Genomic DNA, 19,961 nt, shown 5'->3' on the forward strand with positions numbered 1-19,961 from the left:
GATGAAAAAATGATTTCTGTTCTTGTTGTAGATGATCACGTTGCAGTTGGCCTAGGGACTAAAGCATTAATTGAAAGATATGATGATATAGAGGCTGATGTTTTCCATGATAGTGAAGAAATAAGAGAAGTTATGCATAATAAACAGTATGATGTATATTTAATAGATTTACAAATGCCAAAAATAAATGGTTTAGAGCTTTCTAAATATATACTTAGTGTGCAACCAGAAGCAGCTATTCTTATTTTTACAGGATTTGATGTGCTTGCACATTATAATTTATTAATAGATAACGGAGTACTTGGTGTATTAAGTAAAACTTCTTCTGAGAAAGAAGTGGTAAACGCAATCCGCCATGCAGTGAAAAAAGAAGTAGTTCTTTCTCATCAACTTGTAAGACAGTTAAGGATAGTAGAAAATGCATCTAATATAAATGTAGAAGGCGAAATGAAAAATATAATTTCTTTAAATGATGAAGAGAAGATGATTCTAGTTGAAGTTGGTAAAGGAAAAACAAATAGAGAGCTTGCCGAAATATTAAACTTAAGTCAAAGATCGGTAGAATATAAATTGACCGACATATTTCATAAGTTACAAGTTTCATCAAGAATGGAAGCAGTACAAAAGGCGAAAGAACTATGGTTTATTCCAACTATAAATTTTTAATATAGCTCTTTATTAAGTTGCGGTATTCACGCAAGAAAAATGCGTGAATACGAGAGGAATGTTCGGTGATATAAATGGAAGAATATAGTATAGTTACATTAAAGGCAAAATAAACTCGCGAGGACTAACAGCTTAATATATTGCCTTTTATTAGGATGTATAGTCGTATTCAAGTATATACTAATTAATAACAATCAATATAAATAGAATTATTTGAAAGACAGTCAATTATTTTAAGACACGGTAAAAAATTGCTGTAATAAGTTAGTAGTATTGTATTGTTAAAAGAGTAATTTAGGGTTGAGTTACTCCAACTGATAAAAATCCTATACTTTGTCAATATAGTGATTTTATCGTCCATTATTTGTTGTTATTTTGCGTTTGTTGTTTTTGCTTGGGCCTCCTTTAAGGAGGCCTTTTTTTATGGGAAACGGATGAAGTGCATCCTTACACATAATAAAGCGTCTTTAAAATTCCCATATGTTGGGCTGTTTTAAAGAGGGATGTATAATCTAACATGTATTATCACTTACTGAAATACTCAGTTTTAATGTTCTTTTCCTTCAAAAACTCTTCAATTTCTTTTTGCTTCCTACCATTAACTTTCTCAAAGCGCTTTGTAAAAGAGAAATCAGTTTTGAATAAGTTACCATCTTGAGCGAATTTTTCTATTTCCTGATCTAATTCTACTGAAAGTGCTGTAGATGCTGAAATATAATTATGAATTTCCTTCGAAGGCTGTTTGTAATCAGCAGGAATCGTATTGTTACTAATAAAATGATAGAAGTTCGCATCGTTTTGTTGAGCTAAATCTATTAGTTTTTGTAATTTATCCCGGTCGGACTCAGTAACCTTCTCGTCAGACATGGCTGACGAAAGTGGAACGATGTTTTCGTATAACTCTCCGCTATAATCTAAATAAGTTTTTATATTTTGTTTCATTTCGTCTTCATTAATAGTTTCGTTTTTCTTTGAGGAACTAAATATATTTTCTGGAACTTTAATAGCAACATCTTTAATAGATTGTACATCGTTTTCTTCCTTAGGTTGTGCACTGTTTGAACAAGCTGATAGAAATAACATTGTAAGTAACATGAGTAGATATAAAATATATTTTTTCATAGTAATCTCCTTTTACATTCATTAGTGTCTTTGTAAAATAGCAATATTCCATTTCAAATACTTTACTAAAAGTGCATATAGATGTTTTACCATTTGATAAGATATGACGGATATGAGTAAACCGACGCAAAAAGCGATGAACACATTATAAACATCGGAATAACTAATTTGATGAAACCCTTTAAAGAATCCTAATCCTATTAATAAAATAGGCGAAATAATTAATACTGGCGTGGCAATGATAAGTGCTAGAAGAATCGGTAATAAAAAGAGTAGTACGAAAAAGGCGATAAAGATAAAGGCAAAGTTTAAAACACTTAAGCTCATAACAGAAAAAAGTGCAATTATCATATTTTTGAAGCTTCGTTTACTGTCAGCATTGCTTATTGCATAGGAAACAGTAAGTTCTTTAGCAATGGTTTTAGGGTTTCCTAGCTTTTTAGAAATTTCCTCTTCAGATATTCCATCTTGTTTACCACTAATAAAATGAGTTTCGTACTCCGAGATAATATCCTCCTTTTCTGAATTAGGCATATTCCGTAGGGAAGAACTAAGTTGTTCTAAAAATTCACTCTTGTTCATAACGATCACTTTCCTTTATAAAATGATGAATTATGGCTGAAAATCCTATCTTTTTTCTAAACAGCACACACAATCTATATCTACTTTTTGAAAGGAGATATACTAATTGTGAATAAAATTACAAATAATGGGTGTTCCATTATTTACAAATATATCACTTACTATTATTCTTTGCAAGGTACTGTAAAATTGTTAATAATGTGAATGGATGGAAGTATTTTTGTACATTTTTAGAAGAGATATAAAAATGTTATTTTAAGATAAACAAAAGGTTGTAAGCGTATTCTTTAAATCTTGTCAAAATAATGTCGAATTCATATTGTTGGAAAAATAATGCATTTGTAATATAATGATAAATGATACTTCACCAGCTTAATTAACTAGGTGAAATTAAAATCTTTATTACACACATTATGAAATAAAGGGATGATTAGTTTTGAGTACAGGTGTAAAAGCAAACGACGTGAAGACAAAAACAAAAGGAGCAGATCTTGTTGTTGATTGTTTAATTAAACAAGGTGTTACACATGTTTTCGGTATTCCAGGAGCAAAGATTGACTCTGTATTTGATGTATTGCAAGAAAGAGGACCAGAGTTAATCGTTTGTCGTCATGAACAAAATGCAGCATTTATGGCAGCTGCTATTGGTAGATTAACAGGGAAACCGGGCGTATGTCTTGTAACTTCAGGACCAGGGACATCAAATTTAGCGACAGGTCTTGTTACTGCGAATGCGGAGAGTGATCCCGTTGTTGCTTTAGCTGGTGCAGTACCGCGTACGGATCGATTAAAACGTACGCATCAATCTATGGATAATGCTGCACTATTCGAACCAATCACAAAATATAGCGTAGAAGTAGAGCATCCTGATAATGTGCCAGAAGCACTTAGTAATGCATTTCGAAGTGCGACTTCCACAAATCCGGGAGCTACTTTAGTAAGTCTTCCGCAAGACGTTATGACTGCGGAAACAACTGTAGAGTCTATCGGTGCGCTTTCTAAGCCACAGCTTGGAATCGCTCCCACAAATGATATTACATATGTAGTAGAAAAAATAAAATCAGCGAAATTACCAGTTATTTTACTCGGTATGAGAGCGAGCACAAATGAAGTGACGAAAGCTGTTCGTAAATTAATTGCGGATACAGAACTTCCTGTCGTTGAAACATATCAAGCAGCTGGTGCGATTTCACGTGAGTTAGAAGATCATTTCTTCGGCCGCGTTGGATTATTCCGTAACCAACCAGGTGATATTTTACTAGAAGAAGCAGACCTTGTGATTTCTATCGGTTATGATCCAATCGAGTATGATCCAAAGTTTTGGAATAAACTTGGCGACAGAACGATTATTCATCTTGACGACCATCAAGCAGATATCGACCATGATTACCAACCAGAGCGTGAATTAATTGGTGATATTGCCTTAACGGTAAATAGCATCGCGGAGAAATTACCGAAACTTGTATTAAGTACGAAATCAGAAGCGGTGTTAGAACGATTACGCGCAAAATTATCAGAACAAGCAGAAGTTCCGAACCGTGCTTCGGAGGGTGTTACGCACCCACTTCAAGTGATTCGTACACTTCGTTCTTTAATTAATGACGATACAACTGTTACATGTGACATCGGTTCCCATTCTATTTGGATGGCGAGATGTTTCCGTTCTTATGAACCACGTAGATTATTATTTAGTAACGGCATGCAAACGTTAGGTGTTGCACTTCCTTGGGCAATCGCAGCTACTTTAGTAGAACCAGGTAAAAAAGTAGTTTCCGTATCAGGTGACGGTGGTTTCTTATTCTCAGCGATGGAGTTAGAAACGGCGGTACGTTTAAATTCTCCAATCGTCCATCTTGTTTGGAGAGACGGCACATATGATATGGTTGCATTCCAACAAATGATGAAATACGGCAGAACATCAGCTACAGAGTTTGGCGATGTTGATCTTGTGAAATATGCGGAAAGTTTCGGGGCGTTAGGTCTTCGTGTTAACACGCCTGATGAATTAGAAGGGGTATTAAAAGAAGCATTAGCAGCAGATGGTCCTGTCATTATTGATATTCCAATTGACTATCGTGACAATATTAAATTAAGCGAAAAATTATTACCAAACCAATTAAACTAATGGAGGCAGATTTGAGATGACTGTTGCGCAATTAATTGATATTGATGCAAAAAAAACGAAAACGAGTAATGAAGTATATCAAACATCTACAATGCTTGCGCTATTAGATGGTATATATGATGGTGTGATTAGCTTTGAAGATTTGAAAAAACATGGTGATTTTGGCATCGGCACATTTGATCAATTAGATGGTGAAATGATTGCATTTGATAATGAATTTTATCATTTACGTTCAGACGGTTCAGCAGAAAAAGTAGAACCAGAAGAAACAACACCATTTGCGACTGTAACGTTTTTTGAAAAAGAAATGAGTTATACGGTAGAGCGTCCGATGAATCGTGAAGAAGTTGAAGCATTATTACATGAATTAATGCCAAGTAAAAACTTATTTTACGGTATTCGAATGGACGGTACGTTCCGTGAAGTAAGAACGAGAACTGTTCCAAGACAAGAAAAACCGTATACACCGCTCGTTGAAGTGACGAAATCACAACCGATCTTTTCATTTGAAAATACAGAAGGTACGCTTGCTGGATTTTGGACACCAGATTATGCGCAAGGTATTGGTGTAGCAGGATTCCACTTACATTATATTGATGATGAAAGAAGCGGGGGTGGACATGTTTTCGACTATGTTATAGAAAACTGTACGATCCAAATTTGTCAAAAAGCTCATATGCATTTAGCACTTCCAGAAACAGCTGATTTTATGGCGGCTGAATTATCAAGAGAAAACTTAGAGGATAATATTGCAACTGCGGAAGGTGCAGAGTAAAAGGGAAAGACTGTTCCATTTTGGAACAGTCTTCTTTTATTCGTAATGTTATTATTTGTCGATAAATCGATATTTCTTGTCGAACCGTTGATATATTGTAAGTTATGATAGATATATTTGAAAAATCGTTGATATTGCTTATTTCTTTGAAACAAACGGATGTCCCTCATAATAAAAACGCCACGGATAATGTACAGCTTCTTCTGCATAGTCGATATTAATACGAGGTCCTGCTGCTATTTTATATTGTGATGATATGTGTTCATCTTTTGGGACGAGTTCAATATGTAATGTGTCACTTTGTAATGATAAGCCTCGTTCTTCTAAAGTAATTCCGAGGGCACGGCATAGTTTGCCAGGACCGTTTGTTAAATTTTTGTACTGCGCTTTTGTAATGTCTGTTTTGTTGTAGCGTGCTAGTTTTATTTCTTCTATTCCATTTACCGGCTCAAGGGCTCGAATGAGAACACCTTGCGGGGTGCCAACTGGTGCTGTAATAACGTTAAAACAATGATACATACCGTAAATTAAATATACGTAAGCATGCCCTGGTGCGCCAAACATGACTTCTGTGCGGTCTGTCCGTCTGCCGCCGTAACTATGTGCGGCCTTATCATCTGGGCCTTTATATGCTTCTACTTCTACAATGATTCCGCTTCGCTTTATTCCGTCTACAATATGAACGAGTTTTTGCCCGAGTAATTTTTTTGCTACTTCTAACGTATCGCCTTCATAAAAGGAAGGAGGTGCCTGCATTGTACTATCTCCTTTACTAAGTGTATATGTATATAGTAAACCAAATTTTCAGTAGTAATTCTAACTCGTTCTATTTATCGGGTGTATTTCATAAATTATGGATAGAGTACAACAGCGAAGAGGGGGAGTGCGACATGATTTATCGCTTACTAGCTCTTAATATAGATGGGACACTACTATACAACAATGGAAAAATTGCAAAAGGATTAAGAGAAACAATTGAATTTGTGAAAAGAAAAGATGTATACGTTACGTTATTTACGAGCCGTAATTTTCAATCCGCTCATAAAGTAGCAAAGGCGTTAAAATTAGATTCTATATTAGTGACACATGGTGGTGCTTTCGTTTCAGCAACGTTAGATAAGCCGTACGTTCAAAGAAGATTATCTGAAGAGAAGACTTTTAACATTGTGCAAGTGTTAGAGCACTTTGATTGTAACGTACGTATTTCTCATGAACGGTTTTCGATAGGAAATCGTGAGAGAAATACACCAAACTTAATTGCGCGCACTGTATTATCAAGCGCAGATCCGTTATTTTATCCAGTTCAATTTGTAGATTCGTTAGGTGACGCGCTTCGTGACCATCCGGTAGCGGCGCCAAAAATTGATGTTCTTTTCCAAACTAAGGGTGAAAAAGAAAGAGGGCTGAACACATTAAGAAAAGCATTCCAAGATGTAGAGTATGTTGAATGTGATTCAAAACGAATAGAAATCTTGCCGCAAAATGTATCAAAGTTACGCGGATTACAATTGCTTGGAGAGCATTTAAATATTTCGCTAAATGAAATGGTTGCGATTGGAGATAGTATGGAAGATTTAGAGGTTATTGAAAACGTGGGACTTGGTGTAGCGATGGGGAATGCACCTGTAGAGTTAAAGCAAGCAGCAGATTGGATTACACGTTCAAATAGTGAGAACGGTGTAGAGTACATGATTAAAGAGCATTTCCGTAAGCAATTCCCGCTTCCGTTTTTGAAGAATCATAAAAATACACCGAAACGATGAAAGAAAAACGTAGCTTTTTGGCTACGTTTTTTTTGTTGAGCTTATTAAAATGAATGAAAACGTTTTAAATTGTGAATTGTGTATGGGATTCATACAATTCACTTGAATCCTTTAGAAAACTAATGTAAAGTGAATGATGTTGTCAAAATAGTTACACCACATGAAATATTCTTCAGATTAATTTTATTGGGCTCCCATACGTAAAAGCATTTCCGCATGACAGTTTAGTTCACGTATTATTTCAAAAATGAATTGTAGTAATTTTATTAAGTAGTTGTAGCGTTCCTTTGTTGTATTTAAATGGATTATTTTAAGTTAATGTGAGTAAGACCTGGTACATATGAAATGTGCTTCTTTTTGTGATTTTAGGAAGTTTAAAAGGGGGAATGAATTTCTTGAGGAAATCATTTAATCAAAAAATTAAAAAGTTAAGTAGTAGTTTAATAGTTGTATTACTAATATGTATGAATTTTTTAATCCATTTACCATTTAAAGCAGAGGCAGCTACAACAGAGTTAAAAGGTTTAGGTGATGTATCTTATTACAACGCCATCATTTTTGGAGATCATAGTGCAACGAGTGCGGATATTGAAGGTGCGATGGCTGTTCAGAAAAATATGAACGCATCAAGTTATACAGTCGTAGCGGCTGCAACTGGAGCAAATAACTTAGCTGGAGCAACTTGGGTAGATGAAGGATATCCATCATTATTACTAGGCGGTCAATTTACGAAAGCGGGAGCAGGACAAGTAATTATTCAAGATGGAACAGTGGCGATGACAAAAGACGGTGACCCAGATGGCGCAATGAAAACGTCATATGACCGTATCTCTTATAAAGAGCAAGCGGAGATTGATGCTAAGTTTAAAGAATTTAGAAAAGACGTTGATGGTGTAATTGGGGATGCAAGTAAACTACACACTGATAAGCCAAAACCTAATATGAGCTTTGGAATCGGTGAAGATGTAAACAACCCTAATATTTATGTCTCTTCAGGTCAGACGGGAAAGAAAGCATTTGATGTAAAAGACGTTTTTCTTCCGAATGTAGAGAATAAAGACTTTATTGTTATTTATTCAGATGCAGAAGAAGTGAGTTTTGGTGGCGGTGCAATTTTGTATGATACAAGAAATACTGGGATGGCGACGGATTTAATTAATACATCTCAAGCATACGACCCTAATTCATCTTTTACTGAGTTAGCTAGTAAGGTAATTTGGGTATTTCCTAATGCTACAAAGATAACAACTAAAGGTTATGGTGTAGTAGGTAGTGTGTTTGCACCTAATGCAGTTGTAGAAACAAAAGGTGGTTCTATTAATGGACAAGCCTATGTTGGAGGATTACACCAAAGAGATGGTTTTGAGGTTCATAACTTTAAATTTAACTGGCCAAAATGGAATAAACCAGCAGCCGAAAAAGGACATTTACAAATTAAAAAAGTTGATGAAAATGATAAAAACATTGTTTTAAAAGATGCAAAATTTGATGTTATAGACAAAGATAATAACGTTGTGGCTACTGTTACAACAAACGAAAAGGGTATTGCGGAAGTTAAAGATTTACCACTTGGTGACTATTTTGTAAAAGAAATAAGTGCACCAGAAGGATATATAAAAGTTGATACACCAGTCAAAGTAACAATTGAGAATACAAACGTAATTGAACTTGTTATGAAGAATACGAAAAAAGTAGAGAATGGCCAATTTAAATTATTGAAAAAAGATAGTGAATCTGGTCAACTTCTGCCAGGTGCAAAATTTGATGTTATCGATAAAGATGGGAAAGTTGTGGAAACAATTGTTACAGATGATAAAGGTGAAGCCTTATCGAAACGACTTCCAGTTGGAAGCTATACATTAAAAGAAGTAGAAGCACCGAAAGGATATGAATTATCATCTAGTTCAGTTTCTGTTGATGTAGAGGCTAATAAAGTATTGACTGTAGATGTGGTGAATAAAAAGATCCCCGAAAAAGTAACAGGTCAATTTGAAATCGTGAAAGTAGATACGGAAGATAAAACGAAAGTATTATCAGACGCAGAATTCGAAGTATATAAAGATGGTAAAAAAGTAGATACGTTACGAACAGATAAAACTGGTAAAGTAGTTTCTCAGAAATTAGAACCAGGAAAGTACACATTAAAAGAAACGAAAGCACCACAAGGATATAAGTTGTTAAAAGAAGAAATTGAAGTCGTTGTGGAAGCGGACAAAGTAGTAGAAGTACAAGTAGAAAATGCAAAAGAACTAGGAAGCTTACAAGTAATCAAAAAGGATGCAGAGAGTGGAAGAGTTCTAGCAGGTGCAGAATTTAAACTGAAAAATGAAGCTGGTCAAGTAGTTGGAGAAGCGAAAACAACGAATAAAGACGGTGTTGTGAAATTCGAAAACGTAGTGCCAGGAAAGTACACGTTAGAGGAAACAAAAGCGCCAGAAGGCTATAAAGCGCTAGAAGTGACAGTAGAAGTGAACGTTGTAGCGAACGAAGTAGTAAAACAAGAAGTTACGAATGAAAAAGTAACGGGTCAATTCGAAATCGTGAAAGTAGATGCGGAAGATAAAACGAAAGTATTATCAGACGCAGAATTCGAAGTGTATAAAGACAGCAAGAAAGTAGATACGTTACGAACAGATAAAACTGGTAAAGTAATTTCTCAGAAATTAGAACCAGGAAAGTACACATTAAAAGAAACGAAAGCACCACAAGGATATAAATTGCTAAAAGAAGAAATTGAAGTCGTTGTGGAAGCAGACAAAGTAGTAGAAGTACAAGTAGAAAACGCAAAAGAATTAGGAAGCTTACAAGTAATCAAAAAGGATGCAGAGAGTGGAAAAGTTCTAGCAGGTGCAGAATTTAAATTAAAGAACGAAGCTGGTCAAGTAGTTGGAGAAGCGAAAACAACGAATAAAGACGGCGTTGTGAAATTCGAAAGCTTAGTGCCAGGAAAGTACACGTTAGAAGAAACAAAAGCACCGGAAGGTTATAAGGCGTTAGAAGTAACAGTAGAAGTAAATGTTGTAGCAAATGAAGTAGTAAAACAAGAGGTTACGAATGAAAAAGTAACAGGTCAATTTGAAATTGTGAAAGTAGATGCAGAAGATAAAGCGAAAGTATTATCAGACGCAGAATTCGAAGTGTATAAGGATGGTAAAAAAGTAGATACGTTACGAACAGATAAAACTGGTAAAGTAATTTCTCAGAAATTAGAGCCAGGAACATACAAATTAAAAGAAACGAAAGCACCACAAGGATATAAGTTGTTAAAAGAAGAAATTGAAGTCGTTGTGGAAGCAGACAAAGTAGTAGAAGTACAAATAGAAAACGCAAAAGAACTAGGAAGCTTACAAGTAATCAAAAAGGATGCAGAGAGTGGAAAAGTTCTAGCAGGTGCGGAATTTAAATTAAAGAACGAAGCTGGTCAAGTAGTTGGAGAAGCGAAAACAACGAATAAAGACGGCGTTGTGAAATTCGACAGCTTAGTGCTAGGAAAGTATACGTTAGAAGAAACGAAAGCGCCGGAAGGTTATAAGGCGTTAGAAGTAACAGTAGAAGTAAATGTTGTAGCAAATGAAGTAGTAAAACAAGAAGTTATGAATGAAAAAGTGAAAGAAAAAATTACAGGTCAATTAGAAATTACAAAGGTAGATGCCAATAATACAAATAAAACATTAGCAGGCGCAGTGTTTGAAATTTGGAAAGACGGAATAAAAATCGACACATTAACAACAAATAAGAGCGGTAAAGCGACTTCTAAGAAGTTAGAACCAGGAGATTACACTTTAAAAGAAATCCAAGCGCCAGAAGGATATACTTTATCCGATAAGGAAATGAAATTTACGATTTCTAATGAAAAAATTGAAGTTGTAAAGCTTCAAATTACAAATAAAAAAGATACAGATAAAGATCCGGAAAAACCAGGTGAAGGAACAGGGAAGCCTGATGAAGGAACAGGAAAACCAGATGAAGGAACAGGAAAACCAGATGAAGGAACAGGAAAACCAGGTGAAGGAACAGGAAAGCCGGGTGAAGGAACAGAAAAGCCAGGTGAAGGAACAGAAAAGCCGGGTGAAGGAACAGAGAAGCCAGGTGAAGGAACAGAAAAGCCAGGTGAGGGAGTAGAAAAACCTAATTTACCAGAAAAAGGACAAGGTTCTTCTAATAATCAACAACTTCCAGCTACAGGACACAATACGAATTACGTTCCATTCATCGGTTTTATGCTTCTGTTACTAGGAATACGTTTAAGATTCATGGCTAAAAATAGTTAACGGATGTATAAAAGGCATCAGAGATATACAATCTCTGATGCCTTTTAAATTAATACAGATAAATATTTTAAGCTTCAATTACGCTAAGCATTCTGTTTATAAATGCAGCTGCGTGTGCACGTTGTGATGGTCCTTTTGGTACGAATTGATTAAATTCATTACCTTTTACAATTCCATATCCATACACTCTTTGTACTTCTTCTTTAGCGTAAATTAAGTTTTGGTCTACGAATGGTAGTTCAACTTGTTTTGCAAAAATACCAGCGTGTTTTAGAGAACGATCAATCATAATAACAGCTTCTTCGCGTGTAATTATAGTATTTGGATCAAATGTATTATCACCACGTCCGCGGATTATGCCTGCGCTTGCTGCACGATTAATACCGTCTCTTAAAGATGGGTGTACTTGTTCTAAGTCTGTGAACTTAGCATTTCCACTTGGTAATTGTAAAGCACGAGTAATTAGTGTAGCAAATTCAGCACGCGTTACAAGACGTTCTGGGAAGTACTTGCCGTTCCCTTCTCCTTGCATAATGCCTCTAGCTGCTAATTGACGAATGTCTTGTTCATACCATCCACCTGTAATGTCATCAGTTACGGGATTTTTTTGGTTTTCCTTATAGTATGTTTCAGTTCCTTTTAAGAAAGCATTCCATTGTCCGCGTTGAATCATAAACGCAGGGCAGTTTTTTCCTGACCAAAATTGATGTTTTTGGACCTTATCTAGAGAAATATTTAAGTCGTTCATTAAATAAGCTGCCAATTTACGGGCATTTTCTACCGCTTTTTCATAGTTTCCATCTTGATTAACGGCAATTTCAATTCCGATAGATTCATAGTTTCCAGTTTTATTTCCAGCATGCCATCCAACTTCATTTACCGGAAGATGTTGATAAATTTCTTTATCATCTACTGTGAAATGCCAAGATGCGGCGCGATCAGCTGTTCCGCGTGCTTGGTTATCTAAGAATTTTGCATGATTTAGAGCATTAGCACCTTTCGCTGTATTAGCCGTTTCGTGAATCGTAATATATTTAGGTACCATCGGGTAGCCAGGGCGAATATCGTCATTTCCTTTTGGGACAATCATTTCTTTAAATGTAACGCCATAAATATTGTTTGTTTGTAGAGCTTCCGGAGCTCTCAATAAACTATTTTTAGCAGTACGACTGTTTTTTAGTAATGAAGCTTTTGTACCTTCAAATGTAGCAGAAGGTGCATAAATCCATTTTGCTGTTTCGTTTATTTGGACTTTAAACCAATTTCCAGCTTGTTCAGTAGGAGTAATGACTTGTGGTTGTAGTTTCCCTTCTTCTTTAAACGATTGGAACGGAAGGGCATGTATGGAAGCTTCTTCTTTTACGATTAATTTTTGGTTAGATAGTTTATGAATCTCTTGAACTTCTAAGCTATTATCATTGTTATCTATCCATCCAGCGCCAGTTGGCGTCGTTATGTAGTAAGCATTTCCTTTTTTCTTTGTCGCCGTTACGACTTGTTCTGTAATCTCGATATTCGATTTGTTTTTTAAATCATTCGTGGTATATAATGAATGTTTTTTTGAAGTGTATAGTAGGAATTGGCCAGTAACCTCGATATCTTCTTCATGAGTACTATGCTCATTAACATGCTCTTTAATACTTTTAAAAACTTGATCTTCCGTATATACTTCGGCGGATTTTTCAGCACTCTCTGCAAATGAATAAGTAGGTGCAAGAACAGTTTGTAATGCAAGAGAGAGAGTTAAAACACTATAAAATTTCTTTTTCATATTTTTTTTAACACATTAGATTATGGAATCTAGTGTTAACATTCCTCCTTTTTATATTGTATTTTCGCTATGTAACGATTTTTTGTACTAATAAATTTTAACAAGAGAAAATCATGATGTCTATATACATGAGCGATATTCATAAAAAGAATTATTTGAAAAAATGTAAGAGAAACAGGTAAAACCTTCTGTATTGACCTGTAAACGCCCTTCAAGTAAACTAAAGAGAGTTTGCAAATGAAAAGGTGATAATGTGTTAATTTCAATTAAAACGTTACAAGATGATCGTTTTTTACGTCCGCTACAAAATATTGGCGGCTTATTTTTTGAAGATAGTACGATTGGATTTGAACAAGAGGAAGCGAATCTGATCGTTGATATACACATTGAGGATAATGTGAAAGCATCCGCTCGATTAACGGATGTTAGCACAGGAAATGTGTATGAAGAAACATTCTCGAAAGATTTATCTGCTTTCACAGATGAAAAAGAGCGTATGAAGCAAGTGAAGCACGTTGTTTCTTATGTATATCTTTCTGTTCTTCAGCAGTTAACTGGACTTGAACAAAGCTGGGGTATTTTAACGGGAGTACGTCCGACGAAACTTCTTCATAAAATGCTTCAAAATGGTATGTCAAAAGAAGAAGCGCATCAAGAACTTCGTGAAAGTTATTTAATTCATGAAGAGAAAATTGAACTTCTTCAGCGTATTGTTGATTGCCAATTAGCAGTTGTTCCGGATTTATACCGTTTGAAAGAAGAAGTAAGTATTTATATCGGTATTCCGTTTTGCCCAACGAAATGTGCATACTGTACATTCCCGGCTTATGCGATTAATGGACGCCAAGGATCTGTTGATTCGTTCTTAGGTGGTTTACATTATGAAGTTCGTGAAATTGGTAAGTTTTTAAAAGAAAAAGGTGTGAAAGTTACTACGATTTATTATGGCGGCGGTACACCTACAAGTATTACAGCAGAAGAGATGGATATGCTGTATGAAGAAATGTACGAAGCGTTCCCAGACGTGAAAAATGTACGTGAAGTAACAGTTGAGGCAGGTCGTCCAGATACGATCACGCCAGCAAAGCTAGAAGTGTTAAATAAATGGAACATTGACCGTATTAGTATTAATCCGCAGTCATATCATCAAGAGACACTAAAAGCAATTGGACGTCATCATACTGTAGAAGAAACAATTGAGAAATACCATTTAGCTCGTGAAATGGGAATGAACAATATTAATATGGACTTAATTATTGGTCTTCCTGGTGAAGGGTTAGATATCTTCAAGCATACGTTAGATGAAACAGAAAAGTTAATGCCAGAATCATTAACAGTTCATACGTTATCATTTAAACGTGCTTCTGAAATGACGCAAAACAAACGTAAATATAAAGTAGCAGGTCGCGAAGAAATTACAGCGATGATGCACGAAGCAGAAGAATGGACGCAAAAGCATAATTACGTACCATATTACCTATATCGTCAAAAGAATATTTTAGGTAACTTAGAGAACGTTGGTTATGCAATGCCGACGCAAGAAAGTATTTACAACATTGTCATTATGGAAGAAGTACAATCAATTATCGGACTTGGTTGCGGTGCATCAAGTAAATTTGTTCATCCGAAGACGGGGGCAATTACGCACTTCGCGAATCCGAAAGATCCAAAATCATATAACGATGGCTTTGTAAAATATACAGAAGATAAACTGAAAATTTTAGAAGAGCTATTCGCATAAGAAGAAAGAGGTTGTTCCGAGTCGGAACAACCTCTTTTTATCCTGCAGTAATGGGCGGTCCGATTATATCTTGTCAGTTTTTGTCGGTAAGTCGATATATTCGAAAAATCGCTGATATAATTTCATTTATCGTCTAGTGGTACCGTATGTAAAACTATGTCGATAATAATCAGAAAAATTAGTCAAAACATTGAAGGACAATGTCTACTTATAGACGAAATGATAGATTTATGAAAGAGAAAAGGGGGAAATTGTTGGCATGTACATGACGATAGGGAGAATTTTTGATTTATCTGTTGGTAAGTATACGAATAAAGAGGCGTTAGTGGAACCTGAAAAAAATATTCGCTGGACATATAAACAGTGGGATGAACAAATAAATAAAACGGCACACGCTTTATTAGAAGACGGAGTAAGAAAGGGAGATACAGTATCTGTTTACTTATATAACTGCCATGAATTTGTAAACGTTTACTTAGCTTGTGCGAAAATTGGTGCGATTTTTAACCCGATTAACTTCCGCTTAAAGGCGAAAGAAGTATCTTATATTCTTCAGGACGCATCCTCGAAAGTCGTTGTCTTTGAAAAAGCAGTTGAGTCAACTGTTGCTATAATTGAAAGAGATTTTCCAAATACATCTTTTTGGTCTATAGAAAACGATAAACCTTCCTATGCAAGTTCCTACCATGAAAAAGTGAATGCAGCATCTTCTGAGAAAGTAAATATCGAAATTGATGAAATGGATTATTGTTCAATGCTTTATACGAGCGGTACGACAGGTCATCCGAAAGGCGTGTTACATCGTCATCGTGAAATGGCTGAGCATAGTATGATTTGTACGTATTTCCTAAAATATAATAGAGATAGCGTTGGGCTTGTTGTTGCGCCTTTATATCACTGTGGTGAATTAAATGCCGGAATCATACCACGCATTCAAGTTGGTGGGAAGAATATTATTTTACATCATTTTGATACAGACACAGTATTACATACGATTCAAGAAGAAAAGATTACGACGTTCTTTGCAGCACCGACGATGTGGAATATGTTGTTGCAAAAAGATTTAACTCAGTATGATTTAACTTCAATGAAAATCGGTATATATGGCGGAGCGGCAATGGCACCGGCGTTAGTGAAGGAATGTAAAGAACGTCTTTATATTGACCTTGTTCAAATATACGGAATGACAGAAATGGGACCAGTTGTGGCGTTTCTCGTAGAGGAGGATCAAATTACGAAAGCTGGTTCAGCAGGCACGCCATGCTTTAGTCATGAAGTTCGTATTGTGAAACCGAACGAGGATGCACCGGCAGAACCAGATGATGTATTACCTCCTTATGAAGTAGGAGAAATTATTTTACGCGGCCCAACTATGATGGCTGGCTATCATAATCGCGAAGAGGCAAATAAAAAATCGATGTATAAAGGATGGTATCATTCTGGTGATTTAGGATACTTTGATAAGGATGGTTATTTATTCGTTGCAGATCGTGTTGATGATATGGTAATTAGCGGTGGCGTAAATATTTACCCTCGTGAAATTGAAGATTTCCTTCATAGTCATCCCGGTATATTAGATGTGGCGGTACTTGGTGAGCCAGATGAATTATGGGGAGAGCGTGTTGTGGCAGTTATTGTGAAGAAAGATGAAACAATAACAGAAGCTGATTTAGAAACGTATTGCAAAGAAAGTGACGAATTAGCAGATTATAAGCGTCCGCGTCATTATTTATTTGTAGATGAACTTCCGCGTAATGCGAGCGGGAAGTTGCAGAAGTTTGTGCTGAGGGAGTCACTGAAAGGTGCGAAAAAATAGAAAATGAAGGATGCCCCATATCTATGGGGTTTTCGTCTCTTTTTCTGTAAGAGATTAAACAGAAGAAACAATATCTTTGTTAATTCTTAAATGTCCTGTTCTTTTGTAGAGGTTGGGAATTAAGTGAATATCAGTCACTTTATATTTACTTAATTCTCATTTCTTCTTGGTGAAGGTTAATTAGCGCATTTGAAATAAGGTGGAAAAACAAAATGGATGTAATGTCCAAAAAGAAAAGACACCTTAAGGTGCCTCTCTCCGACTTGAACCATTTCATTTCATACGAATCGGAATCTATCCGTATTACCATTACCCCTTTGTTATGAGTGTAAACACACACTATAAAGCAGAATCGTCTATATACACTAGATTGTTAGTTCACAAAAGACAAGAGATTTGAGATCAATATCGAAGTGACGCCACATCCCCTATAATAATTGATATGTTACGCCTTTTAAAAGAATCTGCTTTATAGAACGTGCCCACAAGTTATATTTTACTACATGTAATATTCATTTAGTGTATTTTTTAATGAATATGTATAATTACATAAACTGTATGAAAAAAAGAGAGTATACTCTAACATTTTGTAATAAAGATAAAGCCCGCTTACGGAATAGTGGGCTTTTCTTACTTTTTATAGATATTTATTCCAATTATATTATCAGATGAATCTAAACGAATATAAACGTCAGCTGATAAAAGGTGTGCATTATATATTCGTTGTTTATATGTTGATATCTCGAAGCGTTTTCCATTTAATTCACATTCTAGAATAATCATATCGCCATGTTCTTTCCAATTTATTAATTTAGCAGTTGTATTCATATAAACCTCCTCTGAATCATTTTATGAAAATTAATAGAGTTAGTGTGAGAAAGGAGTTTATATAACAAAAAAAGACACCTTAAGTGTCTTTTTTGATTACTATAAAAGTCGTTCAATGAAATAGGTTTCTATTTTTATTTACGTGAAAACCCTTCTTCATCAAGGTATTCCGCAGCTTCTGGATAAGAGTTGAATGTACCGTCTAAGTTTACACCAGCGTACACGTTCCACATGTCATCCTCTGAAATAAGAGTAAGAATATGACCATCTTCGTTCTGCCATTCTTCTTCTTTCGCAGGTTCTACAGGTGCTACTACTTCTTCTTGTGATAGAAGGTCAATTGATTTCTCAATTACTGAACGTAACTCTTCTGCTGAAAACTCACGGATGTTAACCATACCTTTATCATCCGTTTTGTAACCTTTAATACCGCTTGCATACACAAATCCATTTCCATTTGGGTGTAAATGAAATACAACGTTCTTTTTATCTAAACGACTTTCTTCAAAGTGGAAGTTTACACGTTTTAATGATACGTTCTTTCTTTCTAGTTCTGGGAAAGATTCAATAATCGATAATTTTTCTTCAAAAGTTAGCATAGTGCCTCCAAGTATATAGTAAAAGATTTAATTTGTTCATTATAGCATAGTTGCAATTGTTTCCAAAGATAAGGGGGAAACTTTTCATTGAATACGTTTACGTCACGAGAATGTAAAAAGTGAGCTAACGAATGTATCTTTTTAGGTGTACAATGGAACATGGACTTTATACAAAGGTGGTTTTTTTATGTTTCAAAAAATAGCAAAGGAATGTTTAGCAGGATTTACTGTTGCGATTGTTGCGTTACCACTTGCGATTGCATTTGGTATTGCTGCGACAGGAACGTCTGAGGGAGCGCTTGTTGGATTGTATGGTGCGATTTTTGCAGGTTTATTCGCAGCGTTATTTGGCGGGACACCTGGGCAAGTAACGGGGCCAACTGGACCAATTACCGTTATCGCAACAGGAGTTATTGCGACGCACGGGTTAGAGGCAAGTTTTATTGCCTTTATGATGGCAGGGTTATTTCAAATTTTATTCGGTGTATGTAAGCTCGGTTCTTACGTTCGATATATTCCGTATCCTGTCGTTTCAGGATTTATGAATGGTATTGCATTAATCATTATTTTAGGCGAAATAAAGCACGTACAAAATAGTTTTCTACTTGTTGTGTTAACGATTATTGTAATGATTGTTTCTGGTAAATGGATTAAGGCGATTCCGTCTAGTTTAGTAGCACTAGTCGGTGTGACAGCTTTGCTACCTTTATTTTCTTCCCTACTCGAAGGACTTACAGTAAATTTACCGATTATCGGAAATCTTTCATTAAACAAAGTAATTGAAAAGATTGGAACCATTCCAGAAGCGATGCCTACGCTTCATATTCCATCTTTAAGTGGAACAGGAATAGCAGCACTTATTTTACCAGCGCTTAGTATTGCTTTATTAGGATCGATTGACTCGTTGTTAACATCGGTCGTAATGGATAATGTGACAGGTACACGTCATAAAAGTAATAAAGAGCTCGTTGGACAAGGTATCGGTAATATGATGAGCGGATTGTTTGGCGGATTAGCAGGTGCAGGTGCGACTGTAAGGTCTATCGTGAATATAAGAAGTGGCGGTAAAACGGCACTTTCGGCATGTATGCATAGTGTTATCTTATTCATTTTTATTATGGGTTTTGGTTCGGTCGTACAATATATTCCACTTGCTGTATTATCAGGTATTTTAATTTTAACTGGTATTGGAATGTTCGATTGGGGAAGCATGAAAAAGATGCATGTCGCTCCTAAAGGTGATGTCGTTGTTATGCTCGTAACGATGATTGTAACGGTGAAGTTCGATTTAATGATTGCTGTTGCATTCGGTATTATTCTTTCGTTCATCATATATATAGTGAAATGTAAAGAACGCAAAGCTTCTATCGTAAAAGAAAAAGAAGAAACGTACACAATTCAAGGACCGCTCTCTTTCCTATCAGTAGATCGTATTTTCTCTACTTTACAAGATGTGAAGTCACCGGTTGTTTTACGTATGAAAGATGTGCGTTATATGGATGTATCAGGAGCTATGGCATTATTAAATTTTGTTGAGCAATCAAATAAAGTAGGAGCAAGTGTAAAGCTTGAGCAAGTACATCCGAGTATTGAAAAAACAATCATAGTAATGGCAAGCGATGAACAGAAAGAACAATTGAAAATCTTAAGTGTTTAGATGGTAATTAGAATATCTCACAATTTTACATACATTATAATGTAGAGTTGTGGGATATTCTTATAATGTTTTTAGTAATATGTACTGCAGTGATAGAGAAGAGCTCTTTTTGAGTAAAGAAAACAGTTATAATGTGTACATATAATGGAAGGAATTAGAAGTTAGAGTGTGAAGAGATAGGCGTGAATTGGTTCTCTTTTCTATTTTGTAAAAAAAACCAAGTATTCAACCTATAATAAATTTGT

The 19,961-nt window shown here is 35.5% G+C and carries 14 protein-coding genes; 8 read left to right on the plus strand and 6 right to left on the minus strand.

Going from position 1 to position 19,961, the window contains the following annotated elements:
• Positions 1 to 9: 9 nt before the first annotated feature.
• On the plus strand, positions 10 to 666 hold the full coding sequence (locus tag QCI81_RS18805) for a response regulator transcription factor (protein ID WP_000626498.1): 657 nt from the start codon (positions 10 to 12) through the stop codon (positions 664 to 666).
• A 525-nt stretch (positions 667 to 1,191) separates the two neighbouring features.
• Here QCI81_RS18805 and QCI81_RS18810 read toward each other — a convergent pair.
• Together QCI81_RS18810 and QCI81_RS18815 are read right to left on the minus strand one after the other, a co-directional pair.
• Complete coding sequence (locus tag QCI81_RS18810; RefSeq protein WP_353810865.1) at positions 1,192 to 1,788, minus strand: NDxxF motif lipoprotein; 597 nt, start codon at positions 1,786 to 1,788, stop codon at positions 1,192 to 1,194.
• A 21-nt stretch (positions 1,789 to 1,809) separates the two neighbouring features.
• Positions 1,810 to 2,370 (minus strand): HAAS signaling domain-containing protein, encoded by a 561-nt coding sequence (locus QCI81_RS18815; protein ID WP_023521266.1) that lies wholly within the window; start codon positions 2,368 to 2,370, stop codon positions 1,810 to 1,812.
• Between the two features lie 436 nt (positions 2,371 to 2,806).
• Between QCI81_RS18815 and alsS the strand changes: the two genes are divergently transcribed.
• Both alsS and alsD read left to right on the plus strand, forming a co-directional pair.
• On the plus strand, positions 2,807 to 4,495 hold the full coding sequence (gene alsS, locus QCI81_RS18820) for an acetolactate synthase AlsS (RefSeq protein ID WP_071731186.1): 1,689 nt from the start codon (positions 2,807 to 2,809) through the stop codon (positions 4,493 to 4,495).
• A 16-nt stretch (positions 4,496 to 4,511) separates the two neighbouring features.
• Complete coding sequence (gene alsD / locus QCI81_RS18825; RefSeq protein ID WP_000215024.1) at positions 4,512 to 5,270, plus strand: alpha-acetolactate decarboxylase; 759 nt, start codon at positions 4,512 to 4,514, stop codon at positions 5,268 to 5,270.
• Between the two features lie 138 nt (positions 5,271 to 5,408).
• Here alsD and QCI81_RS18830 read toward each other — a convergent pair whose 3' ends face one another.
• A complete protein-coding gene (locus QCI81_RS18830; protein ID WP_001148798.1) occupies positions 5,409 to 6,026 on the minus strand; it encodes a DNA-3-methyladenine glycosylase in 618 nt (205 codons plus the stop codon).
• Positions 6,027 to 6,160: 134 nt separating this feature from the next.
• Between QCI81_RS18830 and QCI81_RS18835 the strand changes: the two genes are divergently transcribed.
• Both QCI81_RS18835 and QCI81_RS18840 read left to right on the plus strand, forming a co-directional pair.
• On the plus strand, positions 6,161 to 7,033 hold the full coding sequence (locus QCI81_RS18835; protein WP_000640430.1) for a Cof-type HAD-IIB family hydrolase: 873 nt from the start codon (positions 6,161 to 6,163) through the stop codon (positions 7,031 to 7,033).
• 386 nt (positions 7,034 to 7,419) lie between these two features.
• Entirely contained in the window at positions 7,420 to 11,304 is a 3,885-nt protein-coding gene (locus QCI81_RS18840) for an MSCRAMM family protein (RefSeq protein WP_353810866.1), read from the plus strand.
• A 67-nt stretch (positions 11,305 to 11,371) separates the two neighbouring features.
• On the opposite strand, the gene QCI81_RS18845 is transcribed toward QCI81_RS18840, so the two are convergent.
• Complete coding sequence (locus QCI81_RS18845; RefSeq protein WP_071731829.1) at positions 11,372 to 13,075, minus strand: S-layer homology domain-containing protein; 1,704 nt, start codon at positions 13,073 to 13,075, stop codon at positions 11,372 to 11,374.
• Between the two features lie 253 nt (positions 13,076 to 13,328).
• Between QCI81_RS18845 and QCI81_RS18850 the strand changes: the two genes are divergently transcribed.
• A complete protein-coding gene (locus tag QCI81_RS18850; RefSeq protein WP_000908776.1) occupies positions 13,329 to 14,816 on the plus strand; it encodes a coproporphyrinogen III oxidase in 1,488 nt (495 codons plus the stop codon).
• Between the two features lie 259 nt (positions 14,817 to 15,075).
• Entirely contained in the window at positions 15,076 to 16,632 is a 1,557-nt protein-coding gene (locus tag QCI81_RS18855) for a fatty acid--CoA ligase (RefSeq protein WP_071731830.1), read from the plus strand.
• A gap of 630 nt (positions 16,633 to 17,262) precedes the next feature.
• Here the strand turns inward: QCI81_RS18855 and QCI81_RS18860 are convergent.
• Together QCI81_RS18860 and QCI81_RS18865 are read right to left on the minus strand one after the other, a co-directional pair.
• Positions 17,263 to 17,460, minus strand: coding sequence for a hypothetical protein (locus tag QCI81_RS18860; protein WP_001098258.1), 198 nt, complete (start codon positions 17,458 to 17,460; stop codon positions 17,263 to 17,265).
• Positions 17,461 to 17,594: 134 nt separating this feature from the next.
• A complete protein-coding gene (locus tag QCI81_RS18865) occupies positions 17,595 to 18,059 on the minus strand; it encodes a hypothetical protein (protein WP_000954998.1) in 465 nt (154 codons plus the stop codon).
• A 187-nt stretch (positions 18,060 to 18,246) separates the two neighbouring features.
• Between QCI81_RS18865 and QCI81_RS18870 the strand changes: the two genes are divergently transcribed.
• Positions 18,247 to 19,716: a SulP family inorganic anion transporter gene (locus QCI81_RS18870; protein ID WP_071731831.1), complete on the plus strand. Its 1,470-nt coding sequence runs from the start codon at positions 18,247 to 18,249 to the stop codon at positions 19,714 to 19,716.
• Positions 19,717 to 19,961 lie beyond the last annotated feature (245 nt).

Source organism: Bacillus cereus group sp. MG20 (assembly GCF_040459885.1).
Taxonomy (GTDB): Bacteria; Bacillota; Bacilli; order Bacillales; family Bacillaceae_G; genus Bacillus_A; species Bacillus_A cereus.

Excerpts from the sequence above, each read along its gene's own strand:
- QCI81_RS18805 (WP_000626498.1), top strand. The coding sequence starts at position 10 with ATGATTTCTGTTCTTGTTGTAGATGATCACGTTGCAGTTGGCCTAGGG.
- QCI81_RS18810 (WP_353810865.1), bottom strand. The coding sequence starts at position 1,788 with ATGAAAAAATATATTTTATATCTACTCATGTTACTTACAATGTTATTT.
- QCI81_RS18815 (WP_023521266.1), bottom strand. The coding sequence starts at position 2,370 with ATGAACAAGAGTGAATTTTTAGAACAACTTAGTTCTTCCCTACGGAAT.
- alsD (WP_000215024.1), top strand. The coding sequence starts at position 4,512 with ATGACTGTTGCGCAATTAATTGATATTGATGCAAAAAAAACGAAAACG.
- QCI81_RS18830 (WP_001148798.1), bottom strand. The coding sequence starts at position 6,026 with ATGCAGGCACCTCCTTCCTTTTATGAAGGCGATACGTTAGAAGTAGCA.
- QCI81_RS18835 (WP_000640430.1), top strand. The coding sequence starts at position 6,161 with ATGATTTATCGCTTACTAGCTCTTAATATAGATGGGACACTACTATAC.
- QCI81_RS18840 (WP_353810866.1), top strand. The coding sequence starts at position 7,420 with ATGAATTTCTTGAGGAAATCATTTAATCAAAAAATTAAAAAGTTAAGT.
- QCI81_RS18845 (WP_071731829.1), bottom strand. The coding sequence starts at position 13,075 with ATGAAAAAGAAATTTTATAGTGTTTTAACTCTCTCTCTTGCATTACAA.
- QCI81_RS18855 (WP_071731830.1), top strand. The coding sequence starts at position 15,076 with ATGTACATGACGATAGGGAGAATTTTTGATTTATCTGTTGGTAAGTAT.
- QCI81_RS18860 (WP_001098258.1), bottom strand. The coding sequence starts at position 17,460 with ATGAATACAACTGCTAAATTAATAAATTGGAAAGAACATGGCGATATG.
- QCI81_RS18865 (WP_000954998.1), bottom strand. The coding sequence starts at position 18,059 with ATGCTAACTTTTGAAGAAAAATTATCGATTATTGAATCTTTCCCAGAA.
- QCI81_RS18870 (WP_071731831.1), top strand. The coding sequence starts at position 18,247 with ATGTTTCAAAAAATAGCAAAGGAATGTTTAGCAGGATTTACTGTTGCG.